Raw genomic sequence first — 13,961 nt, 5'->3', positions numbered from 1 at the left:
CGGTGTCGTGGGTCCGCATCGGCCTCGTTGCCGATGCTGCGGCTGCGGCCGACACGCATCCCGTTCTTTCCAGCGGTTCGGCGCCCCGCGCCGCCGCCCTTCCTATTTACCGCGCGCGACGGCTGCCACAGGGCCCGGCGCGCGCGTGGAGACTTCATAATGACCACGCGTATGCTGATCGACGCACGCCACCGGGAAGAAACCCGTGTGGCCGTCATCAAGGGTAACCGGATCGAGGAATTCGACTTCGAATCGGCCGAGCGCAAGCAGCTCAAGGGCAATATCTACCTCGCCAAGGTGACCCGCGTCGAACCGTCGCTGCAGGCGGCGTTCGTCGATTACGGCGGCAACCGGCATGGTTTCCTGGCCTTTTCCGAGATCCACCCGGATTATTACCAGATCCCCAAGGAGGATCGCGAAGCGCTGCTCCGCGAAGAGGCTGAACACGCCGCCGAGGAAGCCGCGCTGCGCGCCGAACTGGACGATGATGACGATCACGACGATCGTGATGAAGACGGCGATCACGCCGACGACCATCATGACGACGAGGATGGCGAGGCCGGTCCGCGCTCGAGGAAGTCGACCGTCAACGACGATCAGGTCGAGGCGCTGCGCCAGCGTCGCCAGAATCTGCGTCGCCGCTACAAGATCCAGGACGTCATCCATCGCCGTCAGGTGCTGCTGGTCCAGATCGTCAAGGAAGAGCGCGGCAACAAGGGCGCGGCGCTGACCACCTATCTGTCGCTGGCGGGCCGCTATTGCGTGCTGATGCCCAACACCTCGCATGGCGGCGGGATCAGCCGCAAGATTTCGAACGCCGCCGATCGCAAGCGGCTGAAGTCGATCATGGCCGACATGCAGCTCCCCTCGACCATGGGCTGCATCGTCCGCACCGCCGGGCTCCAGCGCACCAAGACCGAGATCAAGCGCGACTTCGACTATCTGGCGCGTCTGTGGGACGGCATCCGCGAAAAGACGCTGCACTCCTCGGCGCCCGCGCTGATCTATGGCGACAGCGACCTCATCAAACGCGCGATCCGCGACATCTATAATCGCGAGATCGAGGAAGTGATCGTCGAGGGCGAGGAAGGCTATCGCCAGGCCAAGGACTTCATGCGCCTGCTGATGCCCGCGCACGCCCGCCGGGTGAAGCAGTATGCCGACGCGGTGCCGCTCTTCCAGCGCGCGCATGTCGAGGATCAGCTCGCCGCGATGTACAATCCGGTCGTGCAGCTCAAATCGGGTGGCTATCTGGTCATCAACCCGACCGAGGCGCTGGTGTCGATCGACATCAACTCGGGCCGTTCGACGCGCGAGCATAATATCGAGCAGACCGCGACCGCAACGAACCTGGAAGCCGCGCAGGAAATCGCGCGCCAGCTTCGCCTGCGCGACATGGCGGGTCTGGTCGTCATCGACTTTATCGACATGGACAACAACTCCAATGTCCGAAAGGTCGAGAAGGCGATGAAGGAGGCGCTGAAGAACGATCGCGCCCGCATCCAGGTCGGCCGTATCTCGTCCTTCGGCCTGATGGAAATGAGCCGCCAGCGGCTGCGCACCGGCGTGCTCGAAGCCTCCACCCGCCCCTGCCCGCATTGCGAGGGCACCGGGCTGGTCCGCACCGCCTCGTCGTCGGGCCTGTCGGCGCTGCGCCTGATCGAGGACGAGGCTGCACGCGGACGCGGCTCGATCCTGACGCTGCGCGCCAGCCAGGAAGCGGCGATCTATGTCCTCAACCGCAAGCGCGCGGACATTGCCGAGATCGAGGATCGCTATGGCGTGACGGTCGAGATCATCCCCGATCGCGAGGAAGAGGGCGCGCGCATGACGGTCGAGGCGTCCGGCCCGCCGCCCGCCTATGCGCCCAAGATCGACATGCTCCTGCCCGTCGAGGAGGATGAGGACGATCTGATCGACGAGGTCGAGGACGAGGACGACGAGGTGGTCGAGGAGGATGCGACCGAAGCCGCCCAGGCCCGCGAACCGCGCGAGGATGGCGAAGGGGGTGGCCGCAAGCGCCGCCGCCGTCGTCGCGGCCGTCGCAACCGTGGCGGGGCCGAAGGTGGCGAGCAGGCCGAGGATTCGACCGAAGAGGGCGAATTCGAGGATGCCGACGGCGACGCGGACACCGACGAAAATGTCGAGGACGAGAATGCCGGATCGGCGGACGCCGAAGGCGCCGAGCAGGGCGAACCGCGCGAAGGCGGTCGCCGCCGGCGCGGGCGGCGCGGGCGGCGCGGCGGTCGTCGCGGCGAGGGCGACGCGCAGGAAGCTGGCGAGGCGTCGGCCGAGCCGGTCGTCGTCGAGGCGGGTGACGATCACGCCGCCGAAACGCCGCTGCCCGTGGCCGAGCCGATCGAAGCGGGCGATGCCGCGCCGGTGACCACGCCGCTGGCAGTGGCGGAGGCCGAAGCCGAAGCCGTCGAAGCGCCAAAGACCCGCCGCCGTCCGCGCGCCCGCAAGGTCGCCCCGGCGGTAACGGAGGCGACCGAGACGCCGGTGGTCGAGCCGGTGGTCGCGGAGGCTCCCGCCGTCGAAGCGCCGGCCCCCGCCCCCGAGGGCGAGGCGGAAGCCGCTCCGGTCAAGCCGAAGCGCACCCGCAAAAAGGCCGCACCCAAGGTAGTAGCGGAGCCGGTCGCCGAGGAAGCGCCCGTTGTCGCCGAGGCGGAACCCGCTCCGGTCAAGCCGAAGCGCACCCGCAAAAAGGCCGCGCCCAAGGTCGTGGCCGAGCCGGTCGCCGAGGAAGCGCCTGTCGAGACCCCGGCCCAGCCGGAAGCCGCGACCGTCGAGGAGGCTACGGGCGATGCGACGGCCGAAGCCCCGCGTCGCGGTTGGTGGCAACGCACCTTCGGCGCCTGATCGCCCGATCGGCCAGATGGAAAACGCCCTCCTTCTCCAAACGAGAAGGAGGGCGTTTTTCGTTAGGGGCGGGCGGAAACGATCGCCCCGGCCATCTTCCCATCACGGCCCCGTTCCCACGCTAGCGAAAGCGGCGATCCGGACAACGACCTCCTGCGCCTCAAAGGGATAGGCTTCGCGTCGCCCCCTCCGCTCGACATCGCCGACGGCGATACGTCCAGGACTAGGCGCGACCGCCGCGATAGGTATCGACCGCGCGTCGGCCGATACCGGGATCGTCAGTGAAGAACTGGTCCATGCCCGCCCTCAGATAAGCGTGGATCTCGGCGATGGATCCACCGGGATTGCGCGCATCGGGCCCGGCCCGATCCCGAAAATTCGCCGCGAGGAAGCGGTTTTCGGGACGGAACTCATAGCCACCGACGATCAGGCCCGCGGATTTGGCCCAACCGATGGATGGGCTGGGATCCCCCAGCCGGCCGTCGGGGCGCAAGGGGATGAGGGCGCGAATATCGGGCGCGACGATGTCGGCATAGTCCGCGACACGCTTCAGCCCCTCGCCCGTCATCATATCCGCATAGCGCGTCGTTCCGCCCGCAGACGCGACATCAAGGGGGATCATCGGCGCATCGTCAATCAGTTGCATCAATTGCACGGACCCACCGCGCGCAAAATGGGCCCGCATCCGCTTCAGGGTGGCGATCTCGAAACATTGCACGATGAGCGGAGCCTGGGCGAGGTAGCGATGCGCGGCGACGGCCGCGACGAAGCGATCCTCGACCGGCAGCCCGACCGAGGCGAAGATCGTCGGCGCCTTCAGTTCCGGGGCGATGCCGATCGGATACCCTCGCGCCGTGGCTTCGGCCGCGACGAAATCGACGATCTCATCGAAGCTGACCATCTGAAACATGCCGTCATAGCGCGTGTTGCCGGGACGAATGTCGGGAATGCGCTCCTTCAGCCGCAACGTCTTCAATTCGGCAAAGGTGAAGTCGGTGATGAACCAGCCCTCGAGCCGATGCCCGCCGATCGTCACCGCCTTGCGGCGGTCCGCGAATTCGGGATGCGCCGCGACATCGGTGACCTTGCCCAGGTCGGGCTCATGCAAGGCCATCAGAACGCCGTCCCTGGAGGGCATCAGGTCGGGTTCGATATAGTCGGCGCCATCGGCGATCGCCTTGGCATAGGAGGCCAGCGTGTGTTCGGGCCGCAGCGCACAAGCACCCCGGTGGCCGATCACCCGGATGGCCCGGGACGTGCCCGGCTTCGCCGCCACGAGCGGTGCGGCGGCCGCCGCCGAGGCACCGGCGACCATGGCCTTGAGCATTGCACGACGGTCGGTCTCGATCATTGGCCTGTTCCTTGTCAGGGGGGTGGCAGGGGCCAAAGCCCCTGCCGATCGTTCAGAAGCGATAGGACAGCGTGGTTTTGTAGAACCGGCCGGTTTCGACATAGGACCCGTTGCCGCCCCCATCCTGTGTTCCGAGATAGCGGGTGGAGGTGCCCATGGTCTTGTAGAAGCTATAGTTGTTGAGCAGGTTCTGGACCTGGCCCGACAGCGACCAACGCCCCAGCGTATAGGTCGCGTTCACGTTGAGCTGGCGGATCGGCTGGAGATAATTGTCGAGCTGGTCGTTCAGGCTGAGCAACTGCCGTCCGACATATTGCCAGGCGAGGCGCGCCGACAGATGCGGGCGTTCGTAGAAGAGTTCGGCGTTGTAGATAAGCTTGGCCGCGCGCGGCAGTTCGGTCTTGCCGCGGCCGGTGACCCCCGGATCGGCCTTGCTGTCCTGAAGCGTCAGCGAGCCTTCCACCCCGAAGCCGCCGAGCACCGGACCCAGTTCCCAGAATTGCTTGCGACCGTGCAGTTCCAGCCCATAGACGTCCGCGTCGCGGCCGTTCATCGGCATCGTATAGGTGATCCCGTTGACGACGTCGGCCGCAGTTATGCCGCCCGGGCCACTACCGGTCGCGCTCGCCGTGAAGATGAAGTTCGAAAGCTTCTTGTAGAAGCCGCCCGCCTCGATCACGGCGCTGCGATCGGGATACCATTCGATGTTGGCGTCGAAGCTGGTGGCGGTGACCGGCTTCAGATCGGGATTGGCGCGACTGACGCTCTGCAAGGCTCCGGTCAGGTCGTTATAGCCATAGGTCTCGGGTCCGGCGATCAGGGCGAAGGCCGGGCGCGCAAAGCTGCGCCGCGCCGCGGCCCGCAGGATCAGTTGATCCGTCGGCCGATAGGTCAGGTTCAGGCTGGGCAGCCACTCGCCATAGCGATTGCCGTCTCGCACAAAATGGCCGCTGTTCTGCGCGCGCAACCAGTGGCTCGCGGCGAAGTCGGTCGATTCATAGCGGACGCCGCCGACCGCCTGGAGCTTGCCAAGCTGCAATTCTGCCTGGACATAGCCGCCCAGCACCGTCTCGGTGCCGAAGACCGTGTTCCGATTATAGTCGTTCTGCGTATACGCTCCGGGATTCGGTGTGCCGTTGGGCGTGAACTGGTCGGAATAGGCGTAGGGCAGGATCGCCTTTTCGAAATAGGACCGGTCATAGAAGCGGAAGTCGGGGTAATTGCCCCCCATGAACGAGATCGTCCGGCCCGGCAGTGCGGCGGCGGTCGGCCCCTGCCCGTTGAAGAGATTGGGGCGGCCGCCCGCCGCATCGGCAATGACGAAATTGTCGCCATCATTGCCGAGCAGGCCGCGGTCATATTGGGTACGGTCCGACACGTTCAGGTCGATGCCGGTCGTCAGCTTGCGGACGACGCCATCGCCCCGCCAGCCGAGATCGGCGCGCATGCCATACATGCGATCATCGGAGCTCACGTCACGCCCCTGGAATTTCCAGACGCGGACCGATTGCGGGCTGAGCACGGCCTGGCGCTGGGCAGCGTCGGCGAAGTCGAGCCGCACCGCCGCCGGATTGGACGTATCGATGCGAACCCCGGCGATGGGCTGGCCGTTGCTGTCCAGCGCCAGGCCGAGCCCGCTATACAGGCTGCCCTCGACATAATTGGGACGTCGCTGATCCGCATAGCCATAGGACGCACGGGCGGACAGCGTGACGCGATCGGTGAACGCCATGTCGGCTCCGGCCTGCACGGTCGCCAGCGTCGAGCGCTGGTCGCGTGCCTGAAAATAGCTGCCCGCAAGCGTTCCCAGCGGATTATATTGGCCGTTATTGTAGAAGGGCGCGGCCCCGACCAACTGCAGCAAGGCGCTCGTCACGCTGTGCTGGACATCGATCGAGGAGACTTCATACCGGCCATAGGAGCCGCGGACGAAGGCGGTCACTCCATCATCGCCGTGGAAGTCGATCGAAGCGTTGCCGCCATAGCGCTTGATGACCGAATTATACATGTCATACTTGATGCCCATGGCGACGAGATCGTCGCGCGCCGAAGTCGGGGTCGCCGGAATATAACGAAGCGCCTCGGTGGCTTCGGCGGCAGACCGCCGTTCTTCATAATAGCCCGTCGCGTAAAGACCGACCTTCTGCGCCGTTCCGAAGAGCTTGCCGACTTCGATCTGTCCGACGCCGCCAAAGGCGGGAAAGCCGAGATGGTTGGCACGGCCCGCGAAATTGCCGCCCCCCGTCACGCGGAGATAGTTGTCGCCGAACTGAAATCCGGTGGGCGTCGCAATATCGACCGTACCCCCGATCGAACTGCCATAATCGGCCGCGGTCGGAGTCTTGGCGACCGTCGCGGATCGCAGGCCATAGGGCGCGATCATCTTGAGCGACAGCGCGCGAGTATAGGGATCGGCCTGCGGGACACGCATGCCGTTGATCGAATATTCGTTGAAGCTGGAATCCAATCCGCGGATCGAGATAAACTCCGCCTCGCCGGTGGCCGCCTGGCCAAGGCCCATGTCGGCATAGGCCGCGACGCCGGGCAGCACGGCGAGAATGTCCACGATATTGCCGCCGGGACGGCGCGCAATGGTTTCGCCCGACATGACCGCATTGGTGCCGACCTGCTGGCGCTTCCAGGCCAGGGCCTTTTCTTCTTCCAGCGGTGCGGACCCGGTGACGACGATGTCATGGGCCGCCTCGTAATGCGGGCCGCCGGCCGGCGGGTCCGACTGGACGACCGGCGCCGGTCCGGCAAGGCCCAGAACGATGGTGCGACCATCATCGCGGCGAACGGTCAGCCCGCTCCCGTTCAGCAACAGCGCCAGGGCCGCCCGCGCCGACATCCGGCCTTGCACGCGCGGCGACTGAAGGCCCCGGATCGAATCCGCCGGAAAAAATATCTGCCGCCCGGCCTGCTGGCCGAAGCTGGTCAGCGCGCGGGCCAGCGGTTGCGCCGGGATAGAGAAATTCCGATCATTGTCAGAATAGGAAGACTTCGCATGAATTGCAGGCGCACAGAACACTGACGTTGCAAGCAACGCCACAGCATAACGGCCGATCATAATTCCCCCAGAGCATCAACGACTATGGCATCGTCATTGGTATGACGGTTGGGAATACGGAAACCGCCAATCTTATACGAATTTAACCGGAATAATTCTTCAAGAAAGATTTGTTGCCATTGGATACCGGACCGCGCGTCAGAAAATAGCCGCTGTCGGTCGTCCGTACGTGAACGTTCAGACCGATCGCGATGGCCTCCAGAAAGGCGGTTGGGTCGTTGCTTTCGAACCGTCCCCCGACCAGCGTATCGGCAAGATCGTGGTCGGCAATGACGATCTTTCGCGAAAGATAGCGATTATAATCCTCGACCGCGTTACGCAGCGGCACCTCCTGAAACAGGACGGCATGGTCGCGCCAGGCGGTGCTGACCGCGACCTGATCCGTATCCGCCATGCGGGCGGTAACCGTCCGGTCCGATACCGATACGGCCTGCGCCGCCGCTCTGTTCGCCGCGATCGCGCGGCGCGGATGCTCGCCCAAGACATCGGCCCGCCCGTCCACAATGAGCAATTCCAGCGCGTCGCGGCGCTTGCGCAGGTTGAACAGCCCGGGCGACAACGCAATGGGACTGGCCCCGCCCCTGACCATCGCCACGGCGCCGTCGCGCAGGTTCAGGCAGACTTCGCCCTGCTCCAGCCAGAATGTCCGCTCCCCCGACGAAAAACGCCATGACACGCGGGAATCGGTGTTCAACTCGACGGCGCTGCCATCCGACAGCAGGATGCGCCGGCTCTCGCCAACGCCGGTCGTCGCACTGTGCCAGGCATAAGCGGGCGCAACGAATGCGCCCCCCATCACCATCGCAGCCACGCCGGCCACCGCGCCCGCCCGAACGACGCTCCGGCGCGACAAAAGGCCGATGGGCGAACGCCGCGCGGACAGGACGGGTCGCTCGATCGCGTCGACCTCGGTGCGCCACAGCGCGACGACGCGGCAAAACGCCAGCGCGTTGGCGGGGCTGCCATCCCGCCACTTGACGAAGGCCGCCTCGTCGAGACGACCGACACGCTGCCGGGCCAGCCACGTCGCCGCCTCGCGCAGCGCGCGGTCGCTTGCATCGTCGTGATCGGACTCGTCAGGCACTATGATCCTTCACCCGGATATATGTTGATATGACGGATGAAGACTGCCGAACCGCCAATTCGGATGACCCCGATCGTCAATGCGGCCTGTTTCCGATGCGGCGACGCTCGGTCCAAAGCTCGAAAGCCGCGTCGATCGAATCGCCCTGCCCCGCCGACATCGCTTCGGTCAGCAAGGCGACCGCGCGGGCGAGACGCTTTTCGAGCGTGGACAGGCTGACATCAAGCTCAAGCGCGATGGCGCGCGGTGACACACCGTCGACACGGCATCGGAGAAAGGCGACCCGATATCGCTCCGGCAACGCCTCGATCGCCAGGAACAGCCGACGCAGCGTATCGCGATCCTCGACCACGCGGTGCTGATCAGGAGCATCGTCCACGATATCGACATGTTCGATTTCGGCCAGCGACTGGAAATCGACGATCTTGGCACGCCGCAGGCGATCGATCGCAGCGTTGCGGATCATGCGCCGCATGAACCCAAGCGGATTGTTGATGCTGGCCCAGTCCGCCATCGTCAGCATGCGCATCAGCACGTCCTGGACGAGGTCATGGGCCTCTTCCGGGCTGGGACATATCCGGGTCGCCACGGCGAGGAGATGGCGCTCATGGGGTAGCACCTGCTCCACGAACCAGACATCGATAGGACGGATGATCGACAAGCGAGTGGCCTCAAGATTGTCGGGCCGTTACGAGGCTATTGTTGCAGCAGCTTGACGACTTCCGTCATGATCGCCGCCGCGAGGCGACCGGCCTCTGTCGCGCGCCCGAAATCCGCTGCCCCCAAGAGATGTGCTCCAGCAGGATGATTGCGACGCGGCTGGACCCGACAAGCCGCGCGGTCATCGCACCTTGCCGAAGGATCAGGCACAACCTGTACCGACAGGCATCAGGGTCACCGCATCGCCATGCGATACCGAAACAGGCCAGCACCGGACCCGTCTTCGAACCACGGACCATCTTTCCCCGTCGGGATTGCAGGGGATTGGCCCGGCCATGAAAGAGAATTGGTGCACCCGACTGGATTCGAACCAGTGGCCTCTGCCTTCGGAGGGCAGCGCTCTATCCAGCTGAGCTACGGGTGCGTGGAGGCAGGCGACTAGCAAAGGCTACGGGGTCGCGCCAGCCCTTTTTTCCGGGTCAGGCGGCGATTGCGGTCGCTTTTCCCGCCGGGGCCGGGGTTTTGGGGCGATAGGCGCACAGATCCTCGACCGGACAGCGCCAGCATTCAGGGCGCCGCGCCTTGCAGATATAGCGACCGTGCAGGATCAGCCAGTGGTGCGCATGGACGCGGAAGGGCGCGGGCGTCGCCTTGTCCAGCCTGAGTTCGACCGCCAGCACCGTCTTGCCCTTGGCGAGGCCGGTGCGGTTGCACACGCGGAAGATATGCGTATCGACCGCGAAGGTCTCCTGCCCGAAGGCGACGTTGAGGACGACATTGGCGGTCTTGCGCCCGACGCCGGGCAGCCGCTCCAGCGCCGCGCGATCGGCGGGCACCTCGCCGCCAAAATCGTCGACCAGCATCTGCGAGAGCGCGATGACGTTCCTGGCCTTGGTGTTGAACAGGCCGATCGTCTTGATGTGCTGCTTGAGCCCCTCTTCGCCCAGTGCGAGCATCTTTTGCGGCGTGTCGACCTCTGCGAACAGCGCGCGGGTGGCCTTGTTCACCCCGATATCGGTCGCCTGCGCCGACAGCGCCACCGCGACGACGAGCGTATAGGGATTGCGGAACTCCAGCTCGGTCTCGGGATGCGGATTGGCCTCCGCGAGCCGGTGGTAGAACTGGACGATATCGGCCTTTTTCATGCGCGCTTACAGGCCCAGCACGTCGCCCATGCGGTAGCGGCCCGGTGTCCGCCCCGCCAGCCACAATGCCGCGCGCACCGCCCCGCGCGCGAAGATCGAGCGGTCCTGCGCGAAATGGCCAAGCGTCAGCCGCTCCCCCTCGCCCGCGAAGATCACCTCATGGTCGCCCGCCACCGATCCACCGCGCAGCGCCGCCAGCCCGATCGTCCCCTCGGTCCGCGCGCCGACCAGCCCGGCGCGGCCGTCGACACGCAGCTCGGACAGTTCATGCCCGCGCCCCGCCGCCGCCGCCTCGCCGAGCAGCAAGGCGGTGCCCGAGGGCGCATCGACCTTGTGCCGGTGATGCATCTCGACCACCTCGATATCCCATTCCGGGCCCAGCCGCGCCGCCGCCTCGCGCACCAGATTGGCGAGCAGCGTGATGCCGAGCGAGGTGTTGCCGGTCTGCAGCACCGCAATGTCCGCGGCAGCCGCGTCGATCGCGGCATGTTGCGCCACCGACAGGCCGGTGGTACCGATCACGATGGGGGTTCGCGCCACGCGCGCCGCCGCCAGATGCGCGTCCAGCGCCCCCGCGATCGAAAAGTCGACCAGCACATCCGCCCGGGCCGCCAGCGCGGCGGGATCGTCCTGCGAATCGCATCCCCCGGCGAGCACCGCACCTTCATCCTGGATCATCTCGGCAATGGCGCGCCCCATGCGTCCGGCGCTGCCGTAAATCCCGATCGCGGTCATGCGGCGTCCTGTCCCTGATAGAAGGTGATAGTCGTCATGGGAGCGCTCCTTGACACAGCTGTCCGCCCGAGGAAACCGCCCGCACCGGTCGCGCGCCGATATCGGCATGGGCTTGCGCCGCCAGAGGTTTACGCGGACATCGCCCTGCGCCACAGCCGGACCGACGCATCGGAGTGACGCCACCGCCATGACGACCCCGCCCAACATCGTCATCCTGACCGGCGCGGGCATCTCCGCCGAGTCCGGCATCGCGACCTTTCGCGGCCCCGGCGGCCTGTGGGAGGGGCACCGGGTCGAGGATGTCTGCACGCCCGGGGCACTCGCGGCAGACCCGGAGCTGGTCCACCGATTCTATGACCTGCGACGGGCCGGGCTGGCCGATGTCGCGCCCAATGCCGCGCACCGGGCGCTGGCGCGGCTGGACCGGGCATGGACGGGCGAATTGCTGATCGTGACGCAGAATGTCGACGATCTGCACGAGCGGGCGGGGGCGACGCGGTTGCTGCATATGCATGGCGCGTTGCAGCGGGCCCTGTGCGCGGATTGCGGAGCGCGGCATGCATGGTCCGGGGCGCTGCCGCCCGCCACCCCCTGCCCCGCCTGCGGTGCGCCCGCACTGCGCCCCGACATCGTGTTCTTCGGCGAGATTCCCTATGAGATGGACCGGATCGAGGCGGCGCTGGCGCACGCCGATCTGTTCGTGTCGATCGGCACGTCGGGCGCGGTCTATCCGGCGGCGGGGTTCGTGCGGATGGCGAGCGCGTACGGCGCGGCGACGCTGGAGCTGAATCTCGACCGGTCGGAGGGCAGCGGCTGGTTCGACGAAAGCCGGCTGGGCCCGGCCGGGATCCTGGTGCCCGACTGGGTGGAGGGGATACTCAGCCGCTGACCGGCACGATCACCTCGCGGGCGCGCGGGGCGAGGCGCCCGAGCGCCGCCGCCTGGAGGCCCTGCGCCGTGACCAGCACGCCAAAGGCGCGCGGATCGGGCTTGTTGAAGAGCAAGGGCTGGCCCAGCGCATCGGTGACCCCCGCCCCCGCTTCGGACGCGATCAGCGCCGCCGCCGCGATGTCCCACTCATTGCCCCAGCGCAGCGTTGCGACCAGATCGGCCTCGTCCGCCGCGACCATGGCGATGCGCAACGCGATCGAGTTGGGCTTGAACACCGCGACCAGATCGCGGTCCGCCTTGGGCAGCGCATCGACCGGCACCCGCGCGCCCGGCATGGCGTGACGGATCCCCGCGCACAGCGTGCGCGCGTTGCGCGTTGCGCCGCCGCCCGCCTCGGCCAGCCACAGCTCGCCGCGCGCCGGGGCCGCCAGCACGCCGATCACCGGCCGCCCGTCCTCGACCAGCGCGACCGAGACCGCCCAGCCCTCGCGCCCGCGAATATAATCGCGCGTGCCATCGATCGGATCGACGACCCAGACGCGCCGCGCGGCCAGCCGGTCGGGCTTGTCCGCCGTCTCCTCGGACAGCCAGCCCGCATCGGGGATCAGCGCGTGGAGGCGCGCGTGAAGCATCCGGTCGACATCCAGATCGACCTCGCACACCGGGTTGCCCGGCACCTTTTCCCATTGGCGGATATCGGTGCGCCAGCGGGCAAGCGCCATCGCCGCCGCCTCGCGCGCCGCCGCGACCACCGCGGGGACCAGATCAGCCACTCGCAACCGTCATCCCGTCGATGCGCAGCGTGGGCACATTGACGCCATAGCGGAATTCCAGATCGTTGGCGGGCGTCATGGCCAGGAACATCTCTTTCAGATTGCCTGCCACGGTGAACTCCGCAACCGGCTCCGCGATCCGTCCGCCAACGATGCGGAAGCCCGCCGCCCCCCGGCTATAGTCGCCGGTGACGGGATTGACCCCGCTGCCGATCAGTTCGGTGACATAGACGCCGTCGGCGATATCGCCGATCAGCGTTTCGACCGGCACACGCCCCGCCACCATGTAGAGATTGCTGGTCGACACACCGGGCGCGCCGCCGGTGCCGCGCGCGGCATGGCCGGTCGGCTCCAGCCCCAGCTGCCGGGCGGCGGCGGATTCGAGCAGCCAGGTTTCCAGCACCCCGTCCGCGACGATCGCGGTCGGCGAGACCGCCAGTCCTTCGCCGTCGAACGGGCGCGAGCGCAGCCCGTGCGGGCGATGGGGATCGTCCTCGACCCGGATCCCCTCCGCCATCACCCGTTCGCCCAGCCGGTCGAGCAGGAAGCTGGTCCGCCGGGTGATCGCGCTGCCCGCGATGGCGGCGACCAGATGGCCGACCAGCGACGAGCCGACGCGCGGGTCGAAGACGACCGGCATCCCACCGCTGGCCAGCCGACCGGGGTGAAGCCGCGCCACCGCCCGCTCGCCCGCGAGGGTACCGATCGCGGCGGGGCTGTCGAGCAGGCGGCGCAGGCGCGCGCCGTGATGCGCATAATCGCGCTGCATGTCCGCGCCCTCACCCGCGACGACACTGGCCGAGACGCTGTAGCCGGTGGCGGCATAGCCCGCCGCGAAGCCATGGCTGGTCGCCAGCGCCATGACCATGCGCGAGGCCGACGCGCCGCCGCCCTCCGAATTGGTGACGCCGGGCACCGCGCGCGCGGCCTCCTCGGCCTCCAGCGCGGCGGCACGCAGGGTTTCGGGCGCGACCTCGCCACCATCGTCCAGATCGAGCTGCGGCGGCGCACCGCGCAGCAATCGCTCCGCGGGGGCGAGCCCGGCCCAGCGATCCTCCGGGGCCTCGCGCGCCATCGCGACCGCACGCTCGACCGCGCGCGCCATCGCATCGCCCGACAGGTCCGAGGTGGAAACGCTGGCCGAACGCCGCCCGACAAAGACGCGCAGGCCCAGTTCCTCGCTTTCCGAGCGGCCGACATCCTCCAGCGCGCCCAGCCGTACCGACACGTCGAGCGCGGCGTCGGCCGCGAAGACGGCGTCGGCGGCATCGGCTCCGGCGGCACGGGCACGGGCGACGATATCGGCGGCCCGGTCGCGGGCCTGTTCGGGAGTCAACATGACAGCGGGCTTAAAGCCGCCGCTGCGAGGATGCCAGCCCCCCAACCCCGGCGA

10 protein-coding genes and 1 tRNA gene are annotated in these 13,961 nt (G+C 67.2%); 2 read left to right on the top strand and 9 right to left on the bottom strand.

Going from position 1 to position 13,961, the window contains the following annotated elements; genetic code table 11:
• Positions 1-171: 171 nt before the first annotated feature.
• Positions 172-2,862 carry a ribonuclease E/G gene (locus tag RN629_RS11635; RefSeq protein ID WP_407035389.1) on the top strand — a complete coding sequence of 897 codons (2,691 nt, stop codon included), beginning with the start codon at positions 172-174 and terminating at the stop codon, positions 2,860-2,862.
• A 223-nt stretch (positions 2,863-3,085) separates the two neighbouring features.
• Here the strand turns inward: RN629_RS11635 and RN629_RS11630 are convergent, their stop codons facing one another.
• The 7 genes from RN629_RS11630 to dapB all read right to left on the bottom strand — a co-directional run bounded on the left by RN629_RS11630 (position 3,086) and on the right by dapB (position 10,904).
• The gene (locus RN629_RS11630; protein WP_407035361.1) at positions 3,086-4,213 is read right to left on the bottom strand and encodes a glycerophosphodiester phosphodiesterase family protein; all 1,128 of its coding nucleotides are present in this window, start codon (positions 4,211-4,213) and stop codon (positions 3,086-3,088) included.
• A gap of 52 nt (positions 4,214-4,265) precedes the next feature.
• Entirely contained in the window at positions 4,266-7,280 is a 3,015-nt protein-coding gene (locus RN629_RS11625) for a TonB-dependent receptor (protein WP_407035360.1), read from the bottom strand.
• A gap of 82 nt (positions 7,281-7,362) precedes the next feature.
• Positions 7,363-8,364 (bottom strand): FecR family protein, encoded by a 1,002-nt coding sequence (locus tag RN629_RS11620; protein ID WP_407035359.1) that lies wholly within the window; start codon positions 8,362-8,364, stop codon positions 7,363-7,365.
• 76 nt (positions 8,365-8,440) lie between these two features.
• On the bottom strand, positions 8,441-9,025 hold the full coding sequence (locus RN629_RS11615; RefSeq protein WP_407035358.1) for an RNA polymerase sigma factor: 585 nt from the start codon (positions 9,023-9,025) through the stop codon (positions 8,441-8,443).
• 346 nt (positions 9,026-9,371) lie between these two features.
• Positions 9,372-9,448, bottom strand: a tRNA-Arg gene (locus RN629_RS11610).
• Between the two features lie 55 nt (positions 9,449-9,503).
• Complete coding sequence (gene nth, locus RN629_RS11605; RefSeq protein WP_407035357.1) at positions 9,504-10,169, bottom strand: endonuclease III; 666 nt, start codon at positions 10,167-10,169, stop codon at positions 9,504-9,506.
• Positions 10,170-10,175: 6 nt separating this feature from the next.
• Positions 10,176-10,904: a 4-hydroxy-tetrahydrodipicolinate reductase gene (gene dapB, locus RN629_RS11600; protein ID WP_407035356.1), complete on the bottom strand. Its 729-nt coding sequence runs from the start codon at positions 10,902-10,904 to the stop codon at positions 10,176-10,178.
• 187 nt (positions 10,905-11,091) lie between these two features.
• Between dapB and RN629_RS11595 the strand changes: the two genes are divergently transcribed.
• The gene (locus RN629_RS11595; protein WP_407035355.1) at positions 11,092-11,793 is read left to right on the top strand and encodes an NAD-dependent deacylase; all 702 of its coding nucleotides are present in this window, start codon (positions 11,092-11,094) and stop codon (positions 11,791-11,793) included.
• Here RN629_RS11595 and RN629_RS11590 read toward each other — a convergent pair.
• On the bottom strand, positions 11,783-12,568 hold the full coding sequence (locus RN629_RS11590) for a 3'(2'),5'-bisphosphate nucleotidase CysQ (RefSeq protein ID WP_407035354.1): 786 nt from the start codon (positions 12,566-12,568) through the stop codon (positions 11,783-11,785). The genes RN629_RS11595 and RN629_RS11590 overlap by 11 nt on opposite strands.
• Positions 12,561-13,907, bottom strand: coding sequence for a TldD/PmbA family protein (locus RN629_RS11585; protein WP_407035353.1), 1,347 nt, complete (start codon positions 13,905-13,907; stop codon positions 12,561-12,563). Before RN629_RS11585 ends, RN629_RS11590 begins: the two co-directional genes overlap by 8 nt.
• Positions 13,908-13,961: the final 54 nt, after the last annotated feature.

The sequence above is a fragment of the Facivitalis istanbulensis genome (assembly GCF_040560405.1).
Classification (GTDB): Bacteria; Pseudomonadota; Alphaproteobacteria; order Sphingomonadales; family Sphingomonadaceae; genus Sphingomonas; species Sphingomonas istanbulensis.
Note: the sequence above shows the minus strand (reverse complement) of the source record. Positions and strands in the feature narration are given on the sequence as shown.